The sequence below is a fragment of the Microbispora sp. ATCC PTA-5024 genome (genome assembly GCF_000511135.2).
Classification (GTDB): Bacteria; Actinomycetota; Actinomycetes; order Streptosporangiales; family Streptosporangiaceae; genus Microbispora; species Microbispora corallina.
Genome location: NZ_KI866523.1, coordinates 556,465 through 582,063 on the forward strand (window position 1 = coordinate 556,465; position 25,599 = coordinate 582,063).

Sequence of the window (25,599 nt, forward strand, 5' to 3'; positions counted from 1 at the left end):
GACCACGAGCCGCCCGCGGCGCCGCCGGGCGCCGCCGTCCCCCTCGGTCACCATCGGACCTCCGTCCACACGTCCTCGTCCCCTTCGTCCCCCTCGGGCCGCCGGGTGGGGGCCCGGCACGGCGACGAGCATGGCCGTGGAATGTCAGGAAGCCGTCAGCAACCCATAGCGCTTCGATGAGCACGCGGCCGCCCGGGAACGGCAGTCCCCTGGCCGACCTAAGCTCGGCGGCATGTGCGCATATGTCCTGGTGGCGGAGGACGACGTCAAGCAGGCCGACCTGGTCCGCCGCTATCTGGAGCACGAGGGCCACCGGGTCGTCACCGTCCACGACGGGCGGTCGGCCCTGGATGAGGTGCGCCGCCGGGCCCCGGACCTGATGGTGCTCGACGTGATGATGCCGAAGGTGGACGGGCTGGACGTGTGCCGGATCGTCCGCGCCGAGTCGGACCTGCCGGTGCTGATCCTCACCGCGCGCACGACGGAGGACGACCTGCTGCTCGGCCTCGACCTCGGCGCGGACGACTACATGACCAAGCCGTACAGCCCGAGGGAGCTGATGGCCCGGGTCCGCGCCCTGCTGCGGCGCACCCGGGCGGCCGCCTCCGCGCCCGCCCCCGTGCTGACGGCCGGCGCCGTGGCCGTGGACCCGGCCCGGCACGAGGTGGTCGTGGACGGCAGGCGGATCGAGTGCACGCCGGGGGAGTTCCAGATCCTGGAGCTGATGGCCGGGGAACCCGGCAGGGTCTTCACCCGCGAGCAGATCCTGCTGCATTTGCACGGCTTCGACCGGTACATCACCTCACGGGCCGTTGACGTGCACGTCATGAACCTGCGCAGGAAGATCGAGCCCGAGCCGCGGCGGCCGGTGCGCCTCGTGACCGTCCACGGGGTGGGCTACAAGCTGACCGACGCGGCACCGGGCTCCCCCGATGACGCCTGACCCGCCCGCTCGCCGGGGCTTTGCGCGCCCCATGACGCCTGACCCGTCCGCCCGCCGGGGCTTCGCGCGCCCGATGACGCCTGACCCGTCCGACCGCCGAGGCCCGCTCGCGCGCCGTGGCCTGCTGGTGCGGCTGCTGGCCGTCTCCGTGCTCGTGTCCGTGTGCTCGATCGCGGCCACCGCCTGGCTGGTCGTCCGCAGCACGACCGTGGCGATCAGGCAGGAGGAGGGCCAGGCGCTCGCGGAGGACGCCCGCGCCTACCGGGCCCTGCTCGGCTGGGCCGCGACGCACACGACGTGGGACGGCGCGCGCGACACGGTGGTCCGGCTGGCCCACCAGATCGGGCACCGCGTCACGCTCACGACCGAGGACCGCCGGGTCGTCCTCGACTCCGACTCCGGGCCGGTGTCGCTGCCGGCCACGCCGACGGCGGTCGTCGAGCCGCTGGCCGTCGACACCGCCCTCGCCGGCGGATCGCCCTCCGACCGGATCGACCCCCGCGTGACCGGGCCGTTCCGGCTGCCCCGGGCCGAGCGCACACGGCTGCGCGTGGCCGCCGAGCAGCAGGCGCTCTGCCTGCGGCAGAGCTTCTCCGCCACCGCTCAGGTCGTCGAGGGGCCGAGCGGGCGCCCGTACGTCGAGTCGCCCACCCTCAACCCGACGCTGGCCGCCCGCTGCGCGAGCCCGGTCCTGGACGGCCTGACGCCCACGGAGCGAAAGGCGCTGCGCCACCTCACCGGCCTCGTGAACGCGTGTCTCGAGCGCCGCGGCGCTCCCCCGGTGACGCTCGGCCTCGACTTCACGTGGACGCCGGTGCCCGCTCCGGCACCGGCCGGCGGCCGGGCCTCCGGCCCCTCGGCGCAGCCGCCCGCCGCGAGCGTGCCCAGCTGCATCGCCACCGGCCGGCACGAGCAGCTCGCGCCGTACGTCGCCCCCTCCGTTCTGCTGTTCGTCAGCAGTCGCGGTGCCGGCGCCTCAACGATCGTCGACCTGTCCCCCACCGGCCAGGCCAGGATCGCGGGGGTCGTCGCGCTCGTGCTGGCCGTCACCGTGGGCGTGACCGTCCTGGCCGGCGTACGGCTCGTCCGGCCGCTGCGGGCGCTGACCCACGCGGCCCGGCAGATGGCCGACGGGGACGTGTCCGCCCGCGTGGAGGTCGCCGGCGGGGACGAGATCGGCCGGCTGGCGGACGCCTTCAACGCCATGGCCCGGCGGCGCGAGCAGCTGGAGGAGCTGCGCAAGGACATGGTCAGCGACGTCGCGCACGAGCTGCGGACCCCGCTCAGCAACATCCGCGGCTGGCTTGAGGCGACCGAGGACGGCCTGGTCGCGCCGGACCGGGCGCTGATGTCCTCGCTGCTGGAGGAGGCCGCGCTCCTCCAGCACGTCGTCGACGACCTGCAGGACCTCGCCGTCGCCGACGCCGGGGAGCTGACGCTGCACCGGCGGCCGATGTACGTCCACGAGCTGCTCGACCAGGTGGCCACGGCGCACCGGGGAGGCGCGGACGGCACGGGCGTCCACCTGTCCGTCGAGGTCGAGGGAGAACCGTCGGTGGCGGCCGACCCCGTGCGGCTGCGCCAGGCCGTGGGCAACCTCGTGTCCAACGCCGTCCGGCACACGCCGCCCGGAGGACGGGTGGCCCTGCGGGCGCGCGAGGAGGGCGCCGACCTGGTGATCGAGGTCGCGGACACCGGCGTCGGCATATCGCCCGAGGACCTGCCGCTGGTCTTCGAGCGGTTCTGGCGGGTGGAGAAGTCCCGCAGCCGGCGCACCGGCGGCAGCGGGCTCGGGCTGCCCATCGTCCGCAAGCTCGTCGAGGCGCACGGCGGCTCGGTCTCCGCCGCGAGCGTCCCGGGCGAGGGCTCGGTCTTCACGATCCGCCTGCCCGTCCACTCCTGAAGGGGCAGGACGCACGACTACCGCGCCCTCATCCGGGCCTGACGATTCCCTGACACCGGTCGCCCATCCTCGTCCCCATGAACGGACACAGCATCGTCACGCCGACGCACATCCGGCTCGGGAGGGCACTGGGCGCGGCCGCGCTCGCCACGGCCGCGCTGACGGCCTGCGGAGGGACCTCGCAGGCCGCCGCCGGCGCGCAGAACGACCACGTCGCCTCCCTCGTCACCGCCACGGCCTCCGGCGCGACGGCCGCGGGAACGGCCGCCACCCGGCCGCCGAAGCAGGAGACGGTCGACTCGCGACGCCCGCAGCTGCGCCTCGACAGCTCCGCGGAGGAGATAACCGCACTGAGGAAGGCCTACGCCGAGTGCCTGGGCGAGCACGGCGCATGGGACGCGGGGACGACGGGCTCCGCGGCGCAGAAGGCCGAGGACAAGGCCCGGAAGGCCTGCGAGGACAAGGAGCCCCTCCTGCCGCCCGAGATGGACCCCGAGCGGAACCCGCACTACGCCGACGCCGTCCGGGCGGAGGTGAAGTGCCTCAAGGGACACGGGTTCAAGGTCCACCTCGTCCCCGCCGCCGGCTCGGACCCCAACGCGATCTCCTGGACGTACGACAGCATCCCCGCGGAGGGCGTGGACATCGAGGGGATCCAGGACCAGTGCCGGATCAAGGCGTTCGGCGGCGGCGGGGCGTTGCGCCCGGGCCCCGCGTGAGCCGTACGGCCTGAGGGAGGCCTGGCCCGGGTCCGGCGGAGGTGACGGAGGCGGCTGTCCGGGTACCGCTCCTGGCATGACCTCTGGACCGGATCCGCTGGCCGGGCTCGACCCGTTCGGCATCTTCGACACCGAGGCGGAGCGGCTCGACCGCTTCTTCGCCTCCCTCGACGAGGACGGCTGGAACCACCCCTCCCGCTGCGAGGGGTGGACGGTGCGCGACGTGCTCGCCCACCTGGCCGGCGAGGAGCTCTACAACCACGCCTGCCTGGACGGGGACATCGACGGCTTCTACGAGCTGCTCGACCACGAGGGCGTGCGCGGCGGGTTCGAGGGCTTCAACGAGTGGTGCGTCCGCAAGCGCCGGCTGCTGCCGGTGCGGCAGGTGCTGGACGAGTGGCGGGCCAAGAACGGGGAGACCCGCAGGCGCATGCGGGCGCTCGGGACGGACGCCTCCCTCGACACGTCCGTCGGCCCGTACCCGACGGGATTGCAGGCCTTCCACTACGGCTCGGAGTACGCCACGCACGCCGACGACGTGGGAGCGCCCGTGCCCGGCGAGGAGGCGCCGGGCCGCCTCGACTGGCGGGTGCGTGTGGGGATGTTCGCCCTGGACGAACGCGGCGCGAAGGCCGGGATCGAGCGCACGGGCGACCGCGTCCTGGTGACCGTGGACGGCATGGGCGCCGACCTGTCCGCCGAGGAGTTCGTGGAGGCGACGGTGGGCCGCCTGCCTGCCGCGCACCCGATCGACGCCCGCCTGCGGGCCGCCCTGCGCTGCCTCGCCTGAGCCCGCCGCTCCCGGCCGGTCGCCTGGGACGGCGTCACAGCCCGCGGGAACGGCCCCGGCCGGGGCGCGGTGGCGACCACCGCGCCCCGGCCGGGGAACGCTCCGCGCCGGGCGGCGTCCCTCAGCGGGTCGCACCGCGGCCTCCGCCCGCCGCGTAATAAGACGCGGGCGGCCACCTGACCCGCCCCGGCCGGCGGCGGGCACGGCGTCGCCGGAAGGAGCGCCCGCGGCGCGCCGGACGGACGTCCGGCCGGGCTCGCACCCGCTCGGGCGCTGCCGGGCATCCACGCGAGCGGCTCTCGTCCGGCCGCGCTCGCACCCGCGCAAGCGGCGCCGGGCATCCACGCGAGCGGCTTTCGCGGCGTCGTCTCGGCCTGGCGGTGACGCCCGAGCCCGCGGGACGGGACGGCCGGAAGTCCCTCACGGCCGGCGGCGGGTCCCCGCCCGGTACGGCGCGCGAACCGGCACAGGCCGGGCGCGGCGGGAGGACGGGTCCGGGCGCGAGGGCCGGTGGGCCTTCCCCTCCCGCCCGGAGCGGTTCGTGCCCGGAAGGGCACACGTATCGATAAACGCGTCATCGCGAACAATCCCCAAGTCGGTACGGCCCTGGGAGGCCGGTTTGCCGGGGGGATCCAGACGTGTCGCTCATCCAGTCGTGCAGGCGATTGGCGGCGGCACGTCAACCATGCACCGGGATCGGCCCCAATCGCAATCAGGCGCGCCAGAGAGGGCCGTTCGGCCCGTGTTGCGCCCGACCGGCGGCGAAATGCCCCACGAACCCCCGGGGGTTCACGCCGGCGCGGCCGGAAGGGAGAGGATCATGGTCAGCCCTCCCCCGGGCGTCTCCTCGGGGACCAGCGTCCCGCCCATCGCCTCGGCCAGCCCGCGCGACAGGGCCAGCCCGAGCCCGACCCCGGTGTGGGCGTCCCGGTCGCCGTACCGCTGGAAGGGCAGGAACACCCGGTCGTGCGCCTCCGGCGGGATGCCGGGCCCGCGGTCGACGATCCGGACCTCCACACGGTCGCCGTACCGGCTCGCCCCGACGAGCACGGGCGCTCCGGGCGGGCTGTACCGGACGGCGTTGGACGTGACGTTGACCAGGATCCGCTCCAGCAGGACCGGGTCGGCCTCGACGTCGGGCAGGTCAGGCGGCATGTCGAGGACGACCCGGGCGCCCGCCTCCCCGAGGTCGGCCACGGCCCGGTGCGCGACCTCCTCCAGCGCGACGTGCTCGAGCGCGACCCCGAGCACGCCGGCCTGGAGCCGGCTCATGTCGAGCAGGTTGGCCACCAGCCGGGTCAGCCTCACCAGCGACTCGTCGGCGGTGGCCAGCAGCTCGTCGCGGTCCGCGCGCGACCACCGCACGTCGGTGCTGCGCAGGCTCTCCACGGCCGCCTTGGCCGAGGCGAGCGGCGTGCGCAGGTCGTGGCTGACGGCCGCGAGCAGCGCCGTGCGCATCCTGTCGGCCTCCGCGAGCGGCCGCACCTTCTCGGCCTGCTCCTCCAGCCGCCGCTGCCGCAGGGCGACGGCCAGCTCGGCGCCGAAGGCCTCCAGCACCCTCCGGTCGGACGCGTCTAGCAGGCGCCCGCGGAGCGCGAGCACGAGGCCGCCCGCGATCGGCATCCCGGTGTCGGCCGCCGCCGGGCAGGTGCAGGGCGGGCCGCCGGCGGCGCCGAGGATGCGCCACGCCTGCGGGTCGCCCGCGTCGCCCACGCCGGGGACGGCCTCGGTCCGCCGTTCCAGCAGCGTGACCGACGTCAGGCCGAAGATCTCCCGCAGCCGCGCCAGCAGGGACGGCACGGCGCCCTCCCCCCGCAGCACGTGCCCGGCCAGGGTGGACAGGATCTCCGCGTCCGCGCCCGCCCTGGCCGCCTCGCGGGTGCGGCGGGCGGCCAGGTCCACGATCGCGCTGACGGCGCCGCCCACGACCACGAAGACGACCAGGGCCAGCAGGTTCTGCGGGCTCGCGATCGACCAGGTGTGCAGCGGCGGGGTGAAGAACCAGTTGAGCAGCAGGAAGCCGCCGACCGCCGCGGTCAGAGCGGGCCACATCCCGCCCACGAGCGCGACCGTCACGACCGCCGCCAGGAACAGCAGGATCTGGCTCGGCAGCGTGAGCGCCCCGCGCAGCGGCAGCAGGACCCCCGTGAGGGCCGGGACGCCCAGCAGGGCCAGGGCCCACCCCGCGATCCTCCTGCCCCGGGTCAGGGCGGCGCGGGACGGCTGCGGACGCCTCCCGGCCCGGGCCTCGTCGTGCGGGATCATGTGCACGTCGATCGAGCCGGACAGCGCGGCGACCGTGACCCCGACGCCGCGCGTGAGCAGCCGGGCCGCCCGGCCGCGGCGGGAGGCGCCGAGCACGAGCTGGGTGGCGTTGACGCTCCGGGCGAAGCCGAGCAGCGCCTTCGGCACGTAGTCGCCGACGACCTGGTGGTAGGAGCCGCCCAGGTCCTCCACGAGCGTGCGCTGCCGGGCGAGGTGGACGGGGTCGGTCCCGGCCAGCCCGTCCGACCGGGTCACGTGGACGGCGAGCAGGTCGGCGCCCGTGGTCCTGGCCGCGATCCGGGCGGCGCGCCGGATGACGGTGTCCCCCTCCGGGCCGCCGGAGAGGGCGACGACCACCCGCTCGCGGGTCTCCCAGGTGCTCAGGATGCCGTGCTCGGCGCGGTAGCGGTCGAGCTGCTCGTCGACCTTGCCGGCCACCCACATCAGGGCCAGCTCGCGCAGCGCGGTGAGGTTGCCCTCCCGGAAGTAGTTGGCCAGCGCCGCGTCCACCTTCTCGGGCACGTAGATGTTGCCGTGCGCCATCCGGCGCCGCAGCGCCTCGGGTGACATGTCCACCAGCTCGACCTGGTCGGCCCGGCGGACGACCTCGTCCGGCACGGTCTCCCGCTGGGGCACCCCGGTGATCTCCCGCACCACGTCGTTGACCGACTCCAGGTGCTGAATGTTCACCGTCGAGATCACGTCGATCCCGGCCTCCAGGATCTCCTCGACGTCCTCCCAGCGCTTGGCGTTGCGCGACCCCGGCACGTTCGTGTGGGCCAGCTCGTCGATCAGCACGATTTTCGGCCGGCGGGCGATCACGGCGTCCACGTCGAGCTCGGTGAACGTCCCGGCCCGGTACGCGATCGTTCGCCGGGGCAGCACCTCCAGCCCCTCCAGGAGCTCCTCCGTACGGGGACGGTCGTGGGTCTCCACCAGGCCCACGACCACGTCCCGCCCGCGGGCCCGGCCGCGGCGGGCCTCGCAGAGCATCGCGTACGTCTTGCCCACCCCGGGTGCCGCGCCGAGGTAGACCCGGAGCCGCCCGCGCGTCATCGGCGTGCGCCCCCGCCGTCAGGAGCGGGCGCCGTCGAGCTCCTCATGGAACCCAAGGTACGGCGCGCGGCGGCCGCCGTCTCGGGGGCCCGGACGCTCAGGGCAGCCAGGAGACCCGGCCGTGCAGCAGGCCGTACCCGACGAAGGCGACGACGTCGATGAGGGTGTGGGCGACGATCAGCGGCATGGCCCGCCCCCAGCGCTGGTAGAGGCGGCCGAAGACCAGGCCCATCACGACGTTCCCGGCGAAGCCGCCGAAGCCCTGGTAGAGGTGGTAGGAGCCGCGCAGGACCGCCGACACCCCCACCGACCGCCACGGCGCCCAGCCGAGCTGTCCGAGCCGGTGCAGCAGGTAGCCGCTGACCAGCACCTCCTCCAGCACGCCGTTCTGGGCGGCCCCGAGCACCAGGACCGGCACCCGCCACCACACCTCCGGCAGGTCGTCCGGGACGACGTTGAGGTTGACGCCGGACGCGTACACCGCGAGGTAGAAGGCCAGGCCCGACCCGCCGATCGCGGCGGCAAGCACGGTCCCGCGCAGCAGGTCGCGCCCGGGCTCGCGGCGGTCGACGCCGATGGTGCGCAGCGACTCCCCCGAGCGGGCCAGCAGGTAGGCCACGAGCCCGACGGGCGCCACGTTCACCGCGAGCTGCGCGAGGTGGAGCGACAGGTCGAGCCAGGGGCGGCCGGGCGCGTACGAGCTGTTGAGCACGGCGTGCTGGCTGTCCAGCGCCTTGGGCGCGGTGAGCGCGCCGATGAGCTGGATGAGCGACAGCAGCCCGCTCGCCCCCAGCGAGACGGCGAAGACCGCCACGATCTCCGGCCCGATGAGCCGCGGCGTCAGGCCCGAGGGGTTCGACGTCCCCACGGAGCCGCCCGCCGGTCGTGCGGCGCTGTCGTCGTCCATGCCCGCAGGGTAGCGCCCGCCCGGACCCGGTCCCGCCCCCCGGCGGCGTCATCGCCGCGACGGCGTCAGTACGGCAGCGCCCGGGCCTTGAACGAGGCGGCCACGAAGGGCGCCTTGAACTTCGGGAACGCCACGGTGTTCGCGTAGCCGTCCGAGGTGTACCGGTCGTTGGGGTTGGCCTTGAGCCAGTCGAGCCACGCCATGGAGCAGAACTTCACGCAGTCGCCGACCTTCTCCTTCGACCGGATGCGCGGGATGCCCACCGGGTCGAAGTCCTTGGTGTACGGCGAGGGCGCCGGGGTGTACCCGGCCAGGAAGACGCCCCGGTAGTTGTACGACACGCCCTTGTACGAGCCGTGCAGAGCCCACTCCTTCTTGCTCGGCTGGTTGCCGTACGGCAGGGCGAGCGTCACCGGAGGCGTCTTGATGAGCGAGGTGATGAGGTTCTGCCCGCCGACGATCTGGTTCTCGACCTCCTCCTTCGACTTGCCAAGGAGGTTGAGGTGGTCGTGGGTGTGGTTGCCGATGTCGAACCCGTTGTCCTTCAGCCACTCCAGGACCTGGACCTGCTCCTCCTGGCGGGCCTTGCCGAACATGTCCTTGATCACGTAGAACGTGGCCACCGGGCGGAAGCCGGGGTGCTTGGCCGCGACGTCCATGAGGATGCCGACCGCCGTGTCCGGCAGCGGCTTGCCCATGCCGTCGAGCGACACCTGGGACGGCGAGGAGTCGTCGAACGTCAGCACCACCGGGTGCTTGCCGGCCGGAATGTCGATCTTCCCGGTCACGTACTCGGCGGCCGTGATCGGCACGTAGTCCTCGGCGGCCAGCCGTTCGAGCTCCTCGCGGAACTGCTGCGGCGAGCGGTCGTCGCCGGGCGGCGGGTTCTTCACGATCCGGTGGTACATGATCACCGGGATCTGGCCCAGCTCGTTGGCCTTCACCCGGGCCGCCGCCTCCATCTCGCTCTTGCGGAGCGAGGCCTCGGCGGCCACCCTGTGCTGCTTGGCCGCCGGAGCGTCCGCCTGCTTGACCGGCTTGGCGCTCGACCCGCACGCGGACAGCGTGACGGCGCTCAACGACACCACTGCCAGGCCGGCAGCCCCGAAGCGTCCCATGGATCCCCCTCAACGGGCCGCGGTACTCGATGAGCGACTCCTACCCACCGACCTCGCGATTCTCACCGAGCGTAGGACAAACACCACGCTGCGTGAATCTCCGCAGGAATTACCCGCTTCGGGCGTGTCGCTTCGCGACGGCCCGCCTCAGATCCGGGGCGCGGCCTCAGATCTGGGGCTCGGCGCAGAAGGCGACGCCGTCGCCGGACAGCTCGACCGGGCCGTCGGACGCGGGGACGAAAACGGACTCGCCGGCCTGCAGCTTGACCTCGGCGCCGACCCGGACGGCGCCCTCGGTGCACAGCACGATCCGCGGCAGCGCGCCCTCCAGCACATGGGAGGCGCCGGGTGTGACCCTGCGGAGCAGGAAGTCGGGGCACGGCGGCGCGTACACGCCGCCGGCCGGCTCGACGGCGAGCGGCTGCGCGTCCGGCCGGGTGACGCGCAGCAGCTCGTCCACGTCGATGTGCTTGCCGGTCAGCCCGGCCCGCATCACGTTGTCGGAGCACGCCATGATCTCCACCCCGAACCCGTCGAGGTAGCAGTGCAGGACGCCGGCGCCCAGGTAGAGCGCCTCGCCGGGGGCGAGCTCGTGGCGGCGCATGAGCAGCGGCGCGAGGACGGCCGGGTCCTCGGGATAGCGCCGGGCCAGCTTGGCGACCAGCGCGTAGTCGGGCTGGTGGACGCTCGATGCGGCCCACACGACGGCCTCGACCAGTTCGCGCCGGGAGCCCGGCCACTCCAGCAGCAGCCGCAGCGCGGCCAGGACGTCGCCGTCCCGCAGCGCGTCGGCGACCGGCGTGAGCGCCTCGACCTGGAGGCGGCCGACGAGCATGGCCGCCTGGTCGGCGGGCCGGAAGCCGGCGAGCCCCCGGAACGGCGTGATCGCGCAGATCATCTCGGGCTTGTGCCAGGGGTCGGCGTAGTTGGCGTCGCCCCGGGCGAACCCGTCGGCCGCCTGCTCCGAGTCGGGGTGGACCTGCAGCGACAGCGGCTGGTCGACCGCGATGACCTTCAGCAGGTACGGCAGGCGCTCCCCGAACCGCTCGACGACCGGCCACCCGAGCGTCCCCTCGGGGTCGGCGGCGACGGCGTCAGCCAGCGACACCGGGGAGCCGTTCCCGGACAGCAGCGACGGGCTCGCGGGGTGCGCGCCCAGCCACATCTCGGCCTCCGGTCCCCCGGCGGGCCGGCCCATCAGGGCGGCGATGGCCGTACGGGAGCCCCAGGCGTAGTCCTTGATCGGGTTGGTGAGCAGATCCACGTCGTCCTCGCGTTAGGTGACCACCGGCGCGCGGCGGGGGAGGGGGAGCGCGCCGGTGTCAGAGACTAACAGCCGTCATCGGCGCGGCTCGTTGACGCATCGCAGCACCGGGTGGCGGACGAGCGCGTCCGGGTCCGGGCTGCCGCCGGTCACGTGGAAGACGGCCGTCTCCCCCGGCAGCAGCGTGACGAGCTGGTCGTCCACGGTCGCCAGGGGGTCGAGGCGGTCGGGGAACAGCGCCAGCTCCCGCACGACGGTCCGCGCGGTCACGGCGACCCGCAGGCCCTCGGCCGTCCGCTCCACCACGGTGTCCATCTCGGCCTCCGGGTAGTCCATGGCCGGGTCCTCGGACGGGAACCGCAGCGCGCGGACGCCGTCGAGCGTGGCGGTCAGGACCTCCCGCGCCGGGTCGTCCGGGGTGAGCAGGGCCGCAGGCAGCGCGACCGACGCCGTCCCCCGCGCCGGTACCTCGACCGCGAGGCGCTCCTTGGCGAGCGGCTCCCCGGACAGGGTCAGCCGGACCACCGACAGCTCTCCCGACCACGGCTCGTCGCTGTCGTTGACCACGGCCACGGCGTCGTCCTGGAACGTCAGCAGCCGGTCGGCGTACGCGCGGCGGACGGCGTGCCAGAGCGGCTTGAGCCGGCCGCCGCCGTCCACCGCGGCCCACGAGGTCACCGGCCAGCAGTCGTTGAGCTGCCACACGATCGTGCCCATGCAGTACGGCGCGAGCGCCCGGAACCGCTCGAGCGCGAACGTCACCGCCCTGGCCTGGTTGAGCTGCGTGTAGTAGTGCCAGTCGTCGAAGCCCTCCGGCGCGGGCAGGTGGTCGCCGAGGCCGCGCAGCAGCTTGAGGTTCCCGTCGACCGCCTTCTGGTGGTGCGCGACCCCCGGCGAGGCCGGCGTGAGCGGCTCGTCGGTGACCGCGGCGCGCAGCGTGGCGTACGCCGGCGGGCCCTGGAAGCCGAACTCGGCGACGAACCGCGGGCTGTACGTCGCGTAGTGCGTGTAGTCGTGGGCGTTCCAGACGGTCCAGATGTGCGCCGTCCCCCGGGACGGGTCGTTGGGCGGCAGGTCGGGGGCGCCGGAGTAGGGGGTGCCCGGCCAGTAGGGGCGGGTCGGGTCCAGCTCGGCGACGATCCGCGGCAGCAGGTCGTAGTAGAAGCCGCCGCCCCAGGTGCGGCCGTGGAGGTCGTCGCGCCAGTCCCAGTCGGCGAGGCCCCAGATGTTCTCGTTGTTGCCGCACCACAGCGCGAGGCTGGGGTGGCGCGCCAGGCGGGCCACGTGCTCCCTGGCCTCGGCCTCCACCTCCCCGCGGAACGGCTCCTCCTCCGGATAGGCGGCGCACGCGAAGGGGAAGTCCTGCCAGACCAGCAGGCCGGTCTCGTCGGCCAGGTCGTAGAAGTCCTCGCTCTCGTACAGGCCGCCGCCCCACACCCGCAGCAGGTTCGCGCCCGCCCCGGCCGCCTGGGCGAACCGCTCCGCCACCCGCTCGCGGGTGAGCCGGCTGGGAAAGGTGTCCTCGGGGATCCAGTTGAACCCCCGGACGAACACCGGCCTGCCGTTCACGACCAGGGTGAACGCGCCGTCCGTCCGGTCCAGCTCGATCGAGCGGAAGCCGATCCGGCCGGTCCACTCGTCGTCGCCCAGGCGCACCGTCAGGTCGTACAGCGGCTGCCCGCCGTGCCCGCGCGGCCACCACAGCTCCGGTGCGGGCACGGTCAGCGTGACGACGCCGGTGCGCCGCCCGGCGTCCAGCCGCACGGTCTCGGTCACCCCGGCGACCGAGGCGGTCAGCGTGAGCGGGCCCTCGGCCGCGCGGTCGGCGGTGACGTGCACCTCGACCCGGCCGTTCACCGCGCCGTCCGACTCCTCCAGCGTCACGAGCGGGCGGACCTCGGCCAGCCGGGCGCCGCTCCACGTCCGGATGCCGATGGGCCGCCAGATGCCGGACGTCACCAGCGTCGGCCCCCAGTCCCAGCCGAAGTTGCACGCCATCTTCCTGATGAACGGGAACGGCTGCTCGTACGCGCCGGGACGGTCGCCCAGGGCCGCTCGCCGCGCCTCGGCGTACTCGTACGGCGGCTCGAACAGCACCTTCAGCGTGTTGTCGCCCTCGCGCAGCAGGTGGCGCACGGAGAAGCGGTACGACCGGTGCATGTTGGCCGTCCTGCCCAGCTCGACCCCGTTGAGCGTCACGGTCGCCGCCGTGTCGAGCCCCTCGCACACCAGGTCGGCCCGCTCGTCGTCCGTCCCGTCCCAGGTGAAGACGGTCTCGTACGACCACGCGGTGCGGCCGATCCAGGTGAGCCGCGTCTCGTTGTCGTCGACGTACGGGTCCTCGATGAGCCCGGCGGCCAGCAGGTCGGTGTGGACGCAGCCGGGGACGGCGGCCGGGACCCCGGCGACGACAGGCCGCAACTGTCCCGTGGACGACACGGCCGTGACGGTCCATCCCTCATGCAGCGGACGGTACGAGCTCACGCTTTCTCCTTTGCGGGTTTCCTGGGGGCGCCCGCCCCCTCAGCGCATCCCGAGCAGGCCGCGAAGTGGCCGGGCTCGGCCTCGGCGAGGCCCGGGCGGGTCCGGACGCCCTCCGGGCTGCCGTGGTACGGGCACGGCGTCTCACCGGGATCCGCCTCCTCCTCGTCCCACCGCGCGTGCAGCCGCGGCACCGCGGCCAGCAGCGACCGCGTGTACGGGTGGAGGGGGTTGGCGAAGACCCGCTCGGTGGGGCCCGTCTCGACGACCGATCCGTGCCGCAGCACCACCGTCCGGTCGCTGACGTAGGTGCCGAGGGACAGGTCGTGGGTGACGAACAGGATGCCGAGCCCGCGCGCCCTGAGGTCGGCCAGCAGGTTCAGCACGTCGATCCGCGTCGACGCGTCGAGCATGCTGATGATCTCGTCGGCGACCAGGAGCCGGATGTCGAGCAGCACGGCCCGCGCGATGAGCATGCGCTGGAGCTGCCCGCCGCTGAGCTGGTGGGGATACCTGCCGAGCACCTGCCCGGGGTCGAGCCGCACACCGCGCAGGGCGCCCTCCACCCGTTCGCGCCACTCCGCGGCGGCCACCCGGGGGAAGTACTCGTCCTTGATCATGGAGAACACGCGGTCGGCCTTGAAGACCGGGTTGTAGCAGCTGAACGGGTCCTGGAAGACGCCCTGCACCTGCCGGTAGTACGCCTTGGCCGAGGGCAGCGCCCGGATGTCGGTCCCGTCGAAGGTGATGGCGCCGGAGCTCACCGGGGTGAGCCGCAGGATCATGCGGGCCAGCGTGCTCTTGCCGCTGCCGCTCTCGCCGATGAGGGAGACCACCTCCCCGGCGTTCACGTCGAAGCTGACGCCGGAGACCGCCCGCAGCTCGCGGCCGCCGAACGCGCCGGCCCGGTAGACCTTGGAGACGTCGTCGAGTCTGAGCATCACTCGGCCTTCCAGCAGGCGACGTGGTGGCCGGGGGCGACCTCCGCGAACGGCGGCTGCTCGGCGCACCGGGCGAACGCGAGCGGGCAGCGGTCGCGGAACCGGCACCCGGCGGGCGGGTCGAGCAGGGACGGCGGGGCGCCCGGGATGCCCGCGAGCCGCCGGTCCTCGTGCCGCACCCCCGCCTCCGGCAGCGAGGAGATCAGCATCCGCGTGTACGGGTGCCGCGGGGCCGTCACGAGGGCCTCCGCCGGGGCCTTCTCGGCCAGCCGCCCGGCGTACATGACCGCGATCGTGTCGGCGATCTGGTGGACGAGCGCGATGTCGTGGGTGACGACGATCATGCTCTTCACCAGCCCGCGGTCGCGGAACTCCCGCAGCGTCCGGGCCACCGCCTTCTGGGTGGAGACGTCGAGCGCCGAGGTGACCTCGTCCGCTATCAGCAGCGAGGGGTCGAGCAGCGTGGAGATCACCATGACCACCCGCTGCCTCATGCCGCCGGACAGCTCGCCGGGATAGCGGTCCAGCACGTCGCGGGCCAGGCCGACCAGCTCCAGGCGCCGCTCCAGCTCGGCCGTCTCCGGCCCGGCCCCGCGGGAGGCCAGCAGCTCGGACACCATCCTGCCGATCCTGCGGGTCGGGTTGAGCGCGCTCATCGCGTACTGCGGGACGAGCGACACCTCGCGGAACCGGTGGGCGTTCATCGCGGCGTCGTCGCCGATGGGCAGCGTCACGCCGTCGAGCTCGACCGTGCCGCCGACGTGGCGCATCCGGCCGTCGAGCCGGATCAGGCTCTTTCCCAGCGTCGACTTGCCCGATCCGGACTCCCCGGCCAGGCCCATGATCTCGCCGTCCGCGACCGAGAAGGTGACGCCGTCGAGCGCCTTCACGTCGCCCCGCAGCGTCCGGTAGTGGACCCGGAGGCCGGTGACCGTCAGGGACACGTCACATCTCCCTCAGCTTCGGGTTGAACACCTCGTCAAGCCCGACGTTCATGACGTACAGGGCGCCCACGACGGCCGTGATCCCGGCGCCCGGCGGGACGAACCACCACCACATCCCGAGTTGCAGGGCGCTCCAGCGGGCGGCGTTGTTGAGCATGAGGCCGAGCGAGACCCCCTGGGTCGGCCCGAGCCCGATGAAGTCGAGCGAGGCCGCGACGAGGACGGCCCCGCCGAACAGCAGGATGAACGTCATGAACAGGTAGGAGCTCATGTTCGGCGCGATCTCCCGCACGATGATCCGGGGAGTGCGCACGCCGCTGAGCCTGGCCAGGTCCACGAAGTCGCGCGAGCGCAGCGAGAACGTCTGCGCCCGGATCGCCCGCGCCGCCCAGGGCCACGAGGTCAGCCCGATGAACAGCGCCTGCACGCCGATGCTCCGCACGCCCAGGTACGCGTTGGCGACGAGCAGCACGACCAGGGCGGGCAGCACGAGCACGATGTTGGTGAGCATGTTGAGCACCTCGTCGACCAGGCCGCCCCGGTAGCCGGCGGTGAAGCCGACCGCCATGCCGATGAGCGCCGCGAGGCCGCCGCCGAGGACCCCGACCAGGAAGGTCGACCGCAGGCCGTACACGAACTGGGCGAACACGTCCTGGCCGAACGTGGTGGTGCCGAACCAGTACTCCCCCGACGGCGACGCCATGGCCGGCCCCACGTAGTCGTTGGGCCCGTACGAGATCGTCATGGGGCCGACGACCGCGGCGGCCAGGAACACCACCACGACGACCAGGCCGGCGACCAGCTTGCCGTTGCGCAGCGCGAAGTGCAGCGCCTCCCGGCGTACGGCCGGGGCGGGGGTCTCCTCCGTGACCGCGTGCGTCGTCGTCACGCCGCTCCTCCCATCCCGGCCCTGGTCCGCGGGTCGACCAGGACGTACGCGACGTCGACGACGAAGTTGGCGACCAGCACGCCGAGGACGATGAACAGGAACGTGCCCTGCAGCAGGAAGAAGTCCTGGTTCTGGATGGCCTGCAGGATGAGGTGCCCGAGCCCGGGGTACGAGAAGACGATCTCGGTGACCAGGGCGCCGGCGACCAGCACGCCGAGTTGCAGGGCCAGCCCGGTGATCTGCGGCAGGATCGCGTTCCTGAAGGCGTACCGCCGCACCAGCCGGCCGGGCGCGCCGAGCGACCGCAGGTAGGTCACGTAGTCCGCCTCCAGCTCGTAGATGATCATGTTGCGCATGCCGATGGCCCAGCCGCCGAACGCCACGAGGAACAGCGACGCGAACGGCAGAAACCAGTGCTGCAGGAGGCTGCCGGCGAACGCCCAGGACAGCTCGGGCCGCATGGCGAAGCTGTAGGCCCCGGCCACCGGGAAGATCCCCGCCACGATGCCGAGCGCCCAGGCCAGCAGGATGGCCAGCCACATGTACGGCGTGGCGGTCAGCACGTAGCCGAGCGGCAGGACGGTGTTGTCGAGCCACCTGCGCCGCGCCGCGAAGGCGCCGAAGCGGTTGCCCGCCACCCAGCTCAGCAGGATGGCCGGGACCAGCAGCCCCAGCGTGTACGGCACGGCCCGGACGATGACGTCGGTGACGGGGGTGGGGAACAGCCAGATGCTGATCCCGAGGTCGCCGCGCAGCAGCGCCCCCCAGAAGTTGAGGTACTGCCGCCACAGCGGCTGGTCGAAGCCGAACATGCTCGTGTAGTGCAGGCGCATGGCCTCGACCGCCGCCGGCTGGGAGACGTTGGCCCGCGAGAGCATGCTCTGCACGGGGTCGCCCGGCATGAACCGCGGGATCACCCAGTTGACGGTGACGGCCACGAAGAACGTGAGCCCGTAGACGAGCAGCTTCCTGCCGAAGTACCGGCGCACAACCGACCTCCAGGTCGCACAGGGGCGCCCCCCTTCCCGCCGCGCGAAGGGGGGCGCGAGAAGATCAGCCTCCGGAGACCGGCTGGAGCTCGGTCAGCATGAGCGTGCCGCCCATCTCCAGCCAGTTGCGCCACAGCGTCGGCGGGTACTTCGGCGTGCCCGCCGCGCTCGTCGGCCAGTTCTTCCACACGGAGTCGGTGGTCTGCGACCACAGGCCGTTGTACCAGAGCGGGATCACCGGCAGATCCTGCAGCTGGATCTTCTGTAGCTGTGAGGTGATCTTCCTCATGCCCTCGATGTCGCCCGGCTTGACCTGGTCGAGCTGCTGGGTGAGGTCCCACGCCTGCTTGTTCTCGTACCGGCCGAAGTTGGTGACCGTCTGCATCTTCTGGACGGGCATGCGGAAGACGTAGTCGTAGTACATCCAGGGGGTGTTCGACAGCTGCCGGTCGTTGTTGAGGACCATGTCGAACTTGCCGGCGTTGCGGTTGTCCACAAGGGCGTTGTAATCGGGGAAGTCGGCCTGGACGTCGATCCCGGCCTCCTTGGCGCTCGCGCTGATGACGCGGGCCGCCTCCATCCAGTCGGTCCACCCGGCCGGCACGACGAGCTTGAGCGAGATCCTGGCCCCGGTCGGCGACTCGACCAGCCCGTCGCCGTTCGTGTCCTTGTACCCCGCGTCGGCCAGCAGCTTCTTCGCCTTCGCCACGTCGTGGGTGAAGCCGTACTGGGCGACCACGCTCTGGTCGACGTACTTGTCCCACTGGGGCAGCAGGCCCGTCGGGCCTGCCGCCTTGACGAGGTTGCCGTAGACGCCCTCCACGATCTTCTTGGTGTCGACGGCGGCGGCGACGGCCCTGCGGAAGTTCACGTCGTCCATCGGCTTCTTCGTGGTGTTCAGCAACAGCCACGTCGTGTTGGCCGGCAGCATGTACGGCGGCTGGTCGTAGTACGTCTTGATCCCGAAGTTGCCCTTGACCAGGTTGGGGATGCCGGGCAGGAAGTTGCCGCTGAGGTCGAGGCCCTTCTGCAGCAACATGCCCATCGCGACCTCGTTGCTGGAGTTCACGATGTCGACGATGTACTTGGGCTTCACGTCCTTGCCGAGGGCCTTGGTCGCCCACCAGCCGTCGCGCTTCACCCAGACCATGCGGTCCTGGTCGTGGGACTGGTACACGTAGGGCCCGGTGCCGATCGGCTTCTCGTTGGCCCCGTTCATGACCTCGTCCTCGGTCCGCCCCTGCCAGATGTGCGCGGGCAGGATCGCCCGGCTGTACAGGTGGTTGGCCCACTCCTGGTAGTTGGTCTTGGAGAAGGTGAACCTGACCGTGAGGTCGTCCACCTTCTCGACGCTCTTCAGCCAGCTCCACAGGGGGTGGTAGGGCACCGTCTCCATCTTGCCGAGCTCGAAGGTGAACACCACGTCGTCCGCCGTGAACGGCTGCCCGTCCGACCAGGTGACGCCGGGCCGCAGCTTGAGCGTGTACTCCTTGGCGCCGGTCCAGTCGCCGCTCTCCGCCAGCCAGGGCGTGAACTTGTCGGTGTTCGGGTCGTACATGAAGAGCGTCTCGTAGACGAGGCCCTTGGTGCCCGTGGCGAAGTCCCACTCCCGCAGCGGGTTCCAGTTGGCGGGCGGGCCCCACTGGGTGCCGCTGGTGTAGAGCGTCTGGCTGCGGGGGAAGGCCCCGCCGCCCGCTCCCGGCAAGGCCGCCGCGCCGCCCGGGTTCGAAGCCTGCGAGGGCGTCGTCCCGCCTCCGGAGCAGGCCGTCAGCAGGCCGGCCGCCAGCAGCGGGATCAGAAACCGTGGTCGGTCTCGCATGGTGACTCTCCTTCCCCCACGCGGCGCGCGCGGGGACCGCACTCCTGCCAGCCCCGATGATGGATGGGAGCCCTGATCGGGCTCCCCTGTGAACCGGTTCCGGCGCCGCCCCCGTACGGCGGGGCGGGACATCGCACGGCGGTACGGTGTCGCTCACCTCGTCTCCGCCGGCCGGGCCGCGCTGAACCGGATAAGTACCGAGACCGTAAAATCCCAATGTCTGTGGTGTCAATAGCCTCCGGGCGCGGCAAAGTAACGGTAGTAATGTCAGCCCTACTGGACCGGTTCAGTCGAGGGGACACGTGAGAAGACCCACGATCGCGGACATCGCGCGCCAGGCGGGCGTCTCCAAGGGCGCGGTCTCGTACGCCCTGAACGGGCAGCCGGGGGTGAGCGAGGCCACCCGGGCCCGCATCCTCGCCATCGCCCAGGAGATCGGGTGGCGGCCGAACATCGCCGCCCGCGCGCTGAACGGCGCGCGCGCGCACGCGGTGGGCCTCGCCCTGTGCCGCCCCGCTCGGATCCTGGGCGTGGAGCCCTTCTTCATGGAGCTGATCAGCGGCATCGAGGCCGAGCTCGCCTCCCGGTCGTACGCGCTGCTGCTGCAGGTGGTGGCCGACCACGAGGCGGAGACCGAGGTCTACCACCGCTGGTGGGGCGAGGGGCGCGTGGACGGCGCGATCCTGGTCGACCTGCACGTCGAGGACCCCCGGGTGCCGGAGATGGAGGCCATGGGCATGCCGGTCGTCGTGATCGGGCACCCCTCCGCCGCCGGAGCCCTCGTCGCGGTGTGGTCGGACGACGGGGCCTCCGTCCGGGAGACGGTCGCCTACCTGGTCGCCCTCGGCCACCGGCGGATCTCGCGCGTGGCGGGCCTGCCGCGACTCGTCCACACCGCCATCAGGGACACCGCGTTCGCCGACGTCTGCGCCTCGCTCGGCGTCGAGCGGCACCAGACGGTGCACACCGACTACACGGGCGAGGAGGGCGCCCGGGCCACGAGGCGGCTGCTCAGCTCGCCCGACCGGCCGACCGCGATCGTCTACGACAACGACATCATGGCCGTGGCGGGGCTGTCGGTGGCCCAGGAGATGCGGCTCACCGTGCCCGCCGACCTGTCGATCGTGGCCTGGGACGACTCGCCGCTGTGCCAGGTCGTCCGCCCGCCGCTGACCGGCCTCACCCGCGACATCCCCGCGTACGGCGCGCACGCGGCCCAGCGGCTGCTCGCGCTGATCGACGGCGGGGAGACCACGCCCCTGGAGGACGAGGCCCCCCGCCTCACCGCGCGGGGCAGCACCGCCCCGCCCGGCTGACCCTCGGCTGGGGTCGGGCGACGCCGCCGCGCCGACGGCTCAGGACGGTTCGCCGAGCAGTTCGAAGCGCTCGGCCATGCCGGCGAACACCGGGTCGTCCTCCTCGGGCACCGTGGTCCAGCAGCCGAGGCAGAAGCTCACGCCGCCGCGGATCGCCATGTACTCCCGCAGGGCCATGACCCGTCCGGCGTCCTCCTTGACGCCGGTGAGCAGGGCCGAGGGCAGCCCCGCGACCCGTGTCTCGGCGATCCCGAAGCCGGTGAACCCGAGTCCTTCGAGAGAGGACCGGACGATCTCCGCCATCTCGGTCGCCTCGCGCCCCGGCCGCACGGGCTGGCGAAAGACGATCAGCCCGTGCCTGCGGTCGTTCCTGTCCCCGTACCTGGCGGTCTCCCAGGGGCTGTTCCTCAGGTTCGGCGGCCGTTCGTCCCACCCCTGCGGGACGTGGACGGCGTAGCCGAAGTCGGTCCTCTCGATGCGCTGCCATTCCATGCCGTGCTCCTCGGCGTCACTGCGCCGAAGGTGCCTGAGGGCAGCGGTGTAGGACTCGCCCGTGCGGCGGGCGCGCTCGCGGACGCGGCGCTTGAAGTGCTTGTCGGCTGTCATCAGGCCCCTCGGCACCACGGAACCCGTCCCCGGCGAGGAGCCCGTGGCGGGCGGATGACCAGCGATCCGAGGAAACGACTTCCCCTTTGCCTCCACCGAGCGGCCCCGCCGGGAGGGCCGAAGGAGGTTGGGCGGTGGATCGACGCCGACCGTCAGCATCGCCCACGCCTGTCTGGCTGTCAAGGCGCGATCGCCCCGCCGGAGACCCTCCGGCCGCCGGTTCCCGCCCAGGTCAGGGCTGTGCGGGAAGGACGGACCAGTCGATGACGATCCGCGCGGGGTTGGCGGGGTCCGACCAGACGCGGACCGTGCGGCCGGGCAGCACGCCGCCCATCAGCAGGCGCGGCAGGATCTGCCGGTGGCTCACCGGGTACGGCTGCCCGCCCTGCGGCTGCACCAGGAGGTCGAAGGCGACCACGACCTGGTCGTTGACGGCGGTGCCGGTGTCCCGCATGCCGGTGATCACGGCCGAGGCCGGGACGCCGGCGCCGACGAGCTCCTGGTTCCCCGTGCCGAGGAAGCTCTTCATCTGGCCCAGCATCCCGGTGGACGGGCCGGAGCCGTTCACGAGCCGCATGCTCAGGATGATCGTGCTGGACACCAGGACGAACATCCCGGCCAGGAAGGCGGGCAGTCCCCACCCCATCGTCACGAGGGAGCTCATCCCGTAGATTCCGGCGATCAGCAGGGCCAGCCCGGCTCCGGCGGCGACGACGAGCGCGTTGCGCGGCATGTTTCACAACCTTTCACGTTTTTCGTACGTCTCAGAGATAGCGGGCGGCCTTGATCCCCACTTGCAGAGCGCTTTACGAGAAGTTTGAAAGCTGGCATTCAGGGGGGATCGCTACACTTGGCCCGATTTGCCGCTACTGGCTACTGACCTGGGGTGAGACCCCGGTCCGACCTCAGGAGCACGACAGTGGGTCACGTCGACGTCCGTCCCGCGCCTCCCGCGGAGGACCTCCCGGCGCCGCCTCGCACCGCGCCCAAGTGGCGGGCATGGCTGTGGGTCGCCCTGTCGGGCGCGTTAGGGGTCGTCGTGGCCGCCGCCGGCTCGGCGGTCGGCGGCTACGTGAAGCTCAGCGGCAACGTCCGCCACGAGACGGTGACGACGTCGGAACTCGGCACCCGGCCGGCGAAGATCAGCAAGGCGCTGAACGTCCTGATCGTCGGCTCCGATCAGCGCGACGGCGCGAACGCCAGGTACGGCAAGGTCCCCGGCGAGCGGACCGACACGATCATCCTCGCGCACATCTCCCCGAAGCGGGACGGCGCCGTGCTGATCAGCTTCCCGCGCGACTCGCTCGTCCAGCTCCCGGGCTGCCCCGCGAAGAAGAGCCAGGCCCTTCCGGGTCAGCGGGCGCACGTCGGCATGATCAACGAGTCGTTCAACTTCGGCGGCATCGCCTGCACCTGGCGGACGATCGAGGGGCTGACCGGCATCCACATCGACCACTTCGTCAAGGTCGACTTCACCGGCTTCAAGGCCATGGTGAACGCCCTCGGCGGCGTCCCGGTGTGCATCCCCGAGCCCATCGACGACAAGAAGGCCCTCCTCCACCTGAAGGCGGGCAAGCAGCTCCTCATGGGCGAGCAGGCCCTCGGGTACGTCCGGGTCCGGTACAGCATCGGCGACGGCTCCGACATCGGGCGCATCCAGCGGCAGCAGATGTTCCTCGCCTCGATGGCCAAGAAGGCGATGAGCGGGCAGACGCTGACCAACCCCTCGGCGCTGTTCGGCTTCCTCGACGCGGTCACCAAGTCGATCACCACGGACCCCGACCTCACGCTCGGCGTGATGAAGGACCTGGCCATGAGCGCCAAGGGCCTCACCGCCGGCCAGATCCGGTTCGTCACCACGCCGTGGCGCTACTCGGTCGCCAACCCCGGCCGGGTCGAGTGGGTGGAGCCGCAGGCGGACCGGCTGTTCAAGATGGTCGCCGCCGACGAGATCAGCAAGAACGTCAAGAGCGGCGAGCAGAAGATCCCGAAGTCGCAGATCCACATCGTCGTCCAGAACGGCACCGGCACCCAGGGGCTCGGCACCCAGGTGGCGGCCGAGCTGGAGCAGCGCGGCTACCACATCGTGAAGGTCGAGCCGGCGCCCAAGCAGTACGCGAAGTCCGTGATCAAGTACGGCCCGAACGGCGAGAGCCGGGCGGCGCGGCTGTTCCGCGAGCTGAAGAGATCCACCACGTTCCAGGTCAAGGCCGCGCAGACCCAGTCGCTCGTCCTGGTGGTGGGGGCGGACTGGAACGGCCTGAAGCCGCCGAAGTCGCTCGACGACGTGGAGGGCTTCGACGCCACCCAGGACAGCTGCACGGCCTCCTGACCGGAACGGCGCCGTTCGCCGGGCGCCGATCGGCGTCCGGCGCGGCCCGGGTCCGCTGCCCGCGGACCCGGGCTCCGGGTCCTAGAACAGCCAGCCGAACAGGCCGCCGTTGTGCTTCGGCGGGTCCTGCGTGGGGGCGGGGGCCGACGTCGGCTGCGCAGGCGCCGAGGTGACCGGATCCGGCGTCGGCTCCGTCGGCTCCTCGGCCGACACCGGCGGCTGCGAGGTCGGGACGTGGGTGGGCGACGTGGTCGCCCGGTGGGTGGCGCTCGCCCGGCTCGTGGGCGCCGTCGTCCGCGGGCGGGGCGCCTGCGGACTGGCCTTCGGCGGCGCGGAGGGCGTCACGTCCGGGTCGGCGGCGACCGGCTCCGTCGGGCCGGGTTCCGCGCTCGGCCCGGACTCGACGGGCGAGGGGGACGCGACGGGCGGCGCCGGCGCCTCAGCCGTGCAGCCCGGTCCCGACGGGCAGGAGGAGGCGGACGGCTGGCCGACCCAGGCCGTGAGGGCCCAGATGACGCCCAGCACCGCGACGGCGGCCACACCGGCCCGCACCAGCACGCCCCGCCGGCGCGTCTCCTCCACCTCCTCGGGGTCGTCCGGGCTGTTGCGCCAGCCCGCGCCGAGGAAGCCGCCGCTGGAGCCGCCGTCCTCGCGGTCGTGCCAGGCCGGCCGCATCACGTCCTGGTCGGTCGCCGGGCCGCCGTCGTCCTCGTAGGACTCGTAGGACTCGTAGGAGTCGTCCTCGTACGAGGCGTCCTGCGGAGCCCCGTCCGCGTCGTCGTCGCGGTCGAGGTCGTCGTCGAGGTCGCGGGGGCCGGCGTCGTCGAGGCGGGCGCGGTCGTCCGGGCGGCGGCCGGGACCGTCGTCGTGGCCGCCCGCGTCGTCCGGGGTCCAGTCCTCGGAGAGCAGGTCGCCGCCGCGGGGGGCGTGGTCGGCGGCCCTCCTGCTCACGGCCGCGTCGTCCAGCTCCTCCGACCAGAACCTGTCGGCCTCGGAGCCGTACCGGCCCCCCACGGGGATGTACGGCCGGACGAGCGGGCCGGTCTCCTCGCGAGGGTCCTCGGGGTCGAGCATGGAGGTCCTTCCTCTCGCGTCATCGCTAGCGATCGTTAATAGCACTCTCCGACAGCCGATGTCTGGAAATTTCACAACAATCACTAGAGGCTCAGTTGTACGGGAACGCACACCGGGCGTCCGAGGAACAGCCCGATAACAAAAACCCACTCAACTTGACGGGAATGCCGGAAGGGCCTTTAATAACGACGAACCCGACTGATTAAGTAGGAATACAAGGAGACGGGCATGAGAGTGCGCAGGCTCAGGGGAATCGCGGCCGCCGCCGTGGCCACCACCGCCCTGGTCACCGCCTGCGGGGGAGGGAACGGCTCTGCCGGGGGGGACGGCAAGGTCCAGCTGGCGCTCGTCGCCTATTCGACTCCGCAGGCCGCGTACAAGGACATCATCGCGGCGTTCCAGAAGACGCCGGAGGGCAAGAACATCACGTTCACCCAGTCGTTCGGCGCGTCCGGCGACCAGAGCCGGGCCGTGGCGTCCGGCCTCAAGGCCGACATCGTCGAGTTCTCCCTGGAGACCGACATCACCCGGCTCGTCAAGGCCGGCCTCGTCGCCCCCGACTGGAACTCGGGCCCGACCCAGGGCATCCTGACCAAGTCGGTCGTCGTCATCGGCACCCGGAAGGGCAACCCGAAGAACATCAAGACCTGGGACGACCTGGTCAAGCCGGGCGTCGAGGTGATCACCCCCAACCCGTTCACCTCCGGCGGCGCCCGGTGGAACCTGCTGGCCGGGTGGGGCGCCAAGTCGAACAAGGGCGCCGACGAGGCGGCCGGACTCTCCTGGCTCGACGCCCTCCTCAAGAACGTGCCCGTCCAGGACGACAGCGGCCGCAAGTCGCTCCAGACCTTCACCGGCGGCAAGGGCGACGCGATCCTCACGTACGAGAACGAGGCGATCTTCGCCCAGCAGAACCACCAGGAGATCGACTACACGGTCCCCGACTCGACGATCCTCATCGAGAACCCGGTGGCAGTCACGAAGAACAGCGCCCACCCGAAGGAGGCCGCGGCCTTCCTCAAGTACCTCTACTCCACCGAGGCCCAGACGATCTTCGCCAAGAACGGCTACCGCCCGGTCGTCGACGGGATCAGCGGGTTCGACTTCCCCACTCCCCCGCAGCTTTTCACGATCCGGGACCTCGGCGGCTGGGACGCGGTGACCAAGAACCTGTTCGACCCGACGGGCAAGGTCGCGGACATCGAGCGCAAGCTCGGAGTGGCGACGGAGAAGTGACCTCCGG

The 25,599-nt window shown here is 72.4% G+C and carries 20 protein-coding genes; 7 read left to right on the forward strand and 13 right to left on the reverse strand.

Annotation, left to right across the window (positions count from 1 at the left end):
• Positions 1–232: 232 nt before the first annotated feature.
• The 4 genes from MPTA5024_RS15040 to MPTA5024_RS15055 all read left to right on the forward strand — a co-directional run bounded on the left by MPTA5024_RS15040 (position 233) and on the right by MPTA5024_RS15055 (position 4,355).
• The gene (locus MPTA5024_RS15040; protein WP_036324667.1) at positions 233–943 is read left to right on the forward strand and encodes a response regulator transcription factor; all 711 of its coding nucleotides are present in this window, start codon (positions 233–235) and stop codon (positions 941–943) included.
• A gap of 73 nt (positions 944–1,016) precedes the next feature.
• The gene (locus MPTA5024_RS15045) at positions 1,017–2,846 is read left to right on the forward strand and encodes a sensor histidine kinase (RefSeq protein ID WP_036326247.1); all 1,830 of its coding nucleotides are present in this window, start codon (positions 1,017–1,019) and stop codon (positions 2,844–2,846) included.
• Positions 2,847–2,923: 77 nt separating this feature from the next.
• The gene (locus tag MPTA5024_RS15050; RefSeq protein ID WP_051458202.1) at positions 2,924–3,565 is read left to right on the forward strand and encodes a hypothetical protein; all 642 of its coding nucleotides are present in this window, start codon (positions 2,924–2,926) and stop codon (positions 3,563–3,565) included.
• Between the two features lie 76 nt (positions 3,566–3,641).
• The gene (locus MPTA5024_RS15055) at positions 3,642–4,355 is read left to right on the forward strand and encodes a maleylpyruvate isomerase family mycothiol-dependent enzyme (protein ID WP_036324668.1); all 714 of its coding nucleotides are present in this window, start codon (positions 3,642–3,644) and stop codon (positions 4,353–4,355) included.
• Between the two features lie 789 nt (positions 4,356–5,144).
• Here the strand turns inward: MPTA5024_RS15055 and MPTA5024_RS15060 are convergent.
• The 10 genes from MPTA5024_RS15060 to MPTA5024_RS15105 form a co-directional block, all read right to left on the reverse strand.
• Entirely contained in the window at positions 5,145–7,676 is a 2,532-nt protein-coding gene (locus tag MPTA5024_RS15060) for a DUF4118 domain-containing protein (protein ID WP_036324669.1), read from the reverse strand.
• Positions 7,677–7,773: 97 nt separating this feature from the next.
• Positions 7,774–8,583, reverse strand: coding sequence for a CPBP family intramembrane glutamic endopeptidase (locus MPTA5024_RS15065; RefSeq protein WP_051458203.1), 810 nt, complete (start codon positions 8,581–8,583; stop codon positions 7,774–7,776).
• A gap of 65 nt (positions 8,584–8,648) precedes the next feature.
• Complete coding sequence (locus MPTA5024_RS15070; RefSeq protein ID WP_036324670.1) at positions 8,649–9,701, reverse strand: polysaccharide deacetylase family protein; 1,053 nt, start codon at positions 9,699–9,701, stop codon at positions 8,649–8,651.
• Between the two features lie 166 nt (positions 9,702–9,867).
• Complete coding sequence (manA, locus tag MPTA5024_RS15075; protein WP_036324671.1) at positions 9,868–10,965, reverse strand: mannose-6-phosphate isomerase, class I; 1,098 nt, start codon at positions 10,963–10,965, stop codon at positions 9,868–9,870.
• A gap of 75 nt (positions 10,966–11,040) precedes the next feature.
• Positions 11,041–13,449: a glycoside hydrolase family 2 protein gene (locus MPTA5024_RS15080; protein ID WP_036324672.1), complete on the reverse strand. Its 2,409-nt coding sequence runs from the start codon at positions 13,447–13,449 to the stop codon at positions 11,041–11,043.
• On the reverse strand, positions 13,446–14,387 hold the full coding sequence (locus tag MPTA5024_RS15085) for an ABC transporter ATP-binding protein (RefSeq protein WP_051458425.1): 942 nt from the start codon (positions 14,385–14,387) through the stop codon (positions 13,446–13,448). Before MPTA5024_RS15085 ends, MPTA5024_RS15080 begins: the two co-directional genes overlap by 4 nt.
• A complete protein-coding gene (locus tag MPTA5024_RS15090; protein ID WP_036324673.1) occupies positions 14,387–15,331 on the reverse strand; it encodes an ABC transporter ATP-binding protein in 945 nt (314 codons plus the stop codon). The genes MPTA5024_RS15085 and MPTA5024_RS15090 overlap by 1 nt, the downstream gene beginning before the upstream one ends.
• Before the next feature lies 1 nt (position 15,332).
• On the reverse strand, positions 15,333–16,220 hold the full coding sequence (locus MPTA5024_RS15095) for an ABC transporter permease (protein WP_036324674.1): 888 nt from the start codon (positions 16,218–16,220) through the stop codon (positions 15,333–15,335).
• The gene (locus MPTA5024_RS15100) at positions 16,217–17,209 is read right to left on the reverse strand and encodes an ABC transporter permease (RefSeq protein WP_036324675.1); all 993 of its coding nucleotides are present in this window, start codon (positions 17,207–17,209) and stop codon (positions 16,217–16,219) included. Before MPTA5024_RS15100 ends, MPTA5024_RS15095 begins: the two co-directional genes overlap by 4 nt.
• Positions 17,210–17,273: 64 nt before the next feature.
• On the reverse strand, positions 17,274–19,028 hold the full coding sequence (locus MPTA5024_RS15105) for an ABC transporter substrate-binding protein (RefSeq protein WP_036324676.1): 1,755 nt from the start codon (positions 19,026–19,028) through the stop codon (positions 17,274–17,276).
• Positions 19,029–19,330: 302 nt separating this feature from the next.
• Between MPTA5024_RS15105 and MPTA5024_RS15110 the strand changes: the two genes are divergently transcribed.
• A complete protein-coding gene (locus tag MPTA5024_RS15110; RefSeq protein ID WP_036324677.1) occupies positions 19,331–20,344 on the forward strand; it encodes a LacI family DNA-binding transcriptional regulator in 1,014 nt (337 codons plus the stop codon).
• Between the two features lie 39 nt (positions 20,345–20,383).
• On the opposite strand, the gene MPTA5024_RS15115 is transcribed toward MPTA5024_RS15110, so the two are convergent.
• A complete protein-coding gene (locus MPTA5024_RS15115) occupies positions 20,384–20,950 on the reverse strand; it encodes a hypothetical protein (RefSeq protein WP_198167165.1) in 567 nt (188 codons plus the stop codon).
• Between the two features lie 232 nt (positions 20,951–21,182).
• Positions 21,183–21,683, reverse strand: a complete 501-nt coding sequence (locus tag MPTA5024_RS15120; RefSeq protein WP_051458204.1) for a hypothetical protein — start codon at positions 21,681–21,683, stop codon at positions 21,183–21,185.
• Positions 21,684–21,869: 186 nt separating this feature from the next.
• On the opposite strand from MPTA5024_RS15120, the gene MPTA5024_RS15125 reads away from it, so the two are divergent.
• Positions 21,870–23,282 (forward strand): LCP family protein, encoded by a 1,413-nt coding sequence (locus MPTA5024_RS15125; protein WP_084369716.1) that lies wholly within the window; start codon positions 21,870–21,872, stop codon positions 23,280–23,282.
• 81 nt (positions 23,283–23,363) lie between these two features.
• Here MPTA5024_RS15125 and MPTA5024_RS15130 read toward each other — a convergent pair whose 3' ends face one another.
• A complete protein-coding gene (locus MPTA5024_RS15130; protein WP_036324678.1) occupies positions 23,364–24,356 on the reverse strand; it encodes a hypothetical protein in 993 nt (330 codons plus the stop codon).
• A gap of 228 nt (positions 24,357–24,584) precedes the next feature.
• On the opposite strand from MPTA5024_RS15130, the gene MPTA5024_RS15135 reads away from it, so the two are divergent.
• Positions 24,585–25,592: a sulfate ABC transporter substrate-binding protein gene (locus MPTA5024_RS15135; protein ID WP_036324679.1), complete on the forward strand. Its 1,008-nt coding sequence runs from the start codon at positions 24,585–24,587 to the stop codon at positions 25,590–25,592.
• Positions 25,593–25,599: the final 7 nt, after the last annotated feature.

Bases quoted from the DNA above. Each gene is read 5' to 3' on its own strand.
- MPTA5024_RS15040 (WP_036324667.1), top strand. From the start codon at position 233: ATGTGCGCATATGTCCTGGTGGCGGAGGACGACGTCAAGCAGGCCGAC.
- MPTA5024_RS15045 (WP_036326247.1), top strand. From the start codon at position 1,017: ATGACGCCTGACCCGTCCGACCGCCGAGGCCCGCTCGCGCGCCGTGGC.
- MPTA5024_RS15050 (WP_051458202.1), top strand. From the start codon at position 2,924: ATGAACGGACACAGCATCGTCACGCCGACGCACATCCGGCTCGGGAGG.
- MPTA5024_RS15055 (WP_036324668.1), top strand. From the start codon at position 3,642: ATGACCTCTGGACCGGATCCGCTGGCCGGGCTCGACCCGTTCGGCATC.
- MPTA5024_RS15060 (WP_036324669.1), bottom strand. From the start codon at position 7,676: ATGACGCGCGGGCGGCTCCGGGTCTACCTCGGCGCGGCACCCGGGGTG.
- MPTA5024_RS15065 (WP_051458203.1), bottom strand. From the start codon at position 8,583: ATGGACGACGACAGCGCCGCACGACCGGCGGGCGGCTCCGTGGGGACG.
- MPTA5024_RS15070 (WP_036324670.1), bottom strand. From the start codon at position 9,701: ATGGGACGCTTCGGGGCTGCCGGCCTGGCAGTGGTGTCGTTGAGCGCC.
- MPTA5024_RS15085 (WP_051458425.1), bottom strand. From the start codon at position 14,387: ATGCTCAGACTCGACGACGTCTCCAAGGTCTACCGGGCCGGCGCGTTC.
- MPTA5024_RS15105 (WP_036324676.1), bottom strand. From the start codon at position 19,028: ATGCGAGACCGACCACGGTTTCTGATCCCGCTGCTGGCGGCCGGCCTG.
- MPTA5024_RS15115 (WP_198167165.1), bottom strand. From the start codon at position 20,950: ATGACAGCCGACAAGCACTTCAAGCGCCGCGTCCGCGAGCGCGCCCGC.
- MPTA5024_RS15120 (WP_051458204.1), bottom strand. From the start codon at position 21,683: ATGCCGCGCAACGCGCTCGTCGTCGCCGCCGGAGCCGGGCTGGCCCTG.
- MPTA5024_RS15130 (WP_036324678.1), bottom strand. From the start codon at position 24,356: ATGCTCGACCCCGAGGACCCTCGCGAGGAGACCGGCCCGCTCGTCCGG.
- MPTA5024_RS15135 (WP_036324679.1), top strand. From the start codon at position 24,585: ATGAGAGTGCGCAGGCTCAGGGGAATCGCGGCCGCCGCCGTGGCCACC.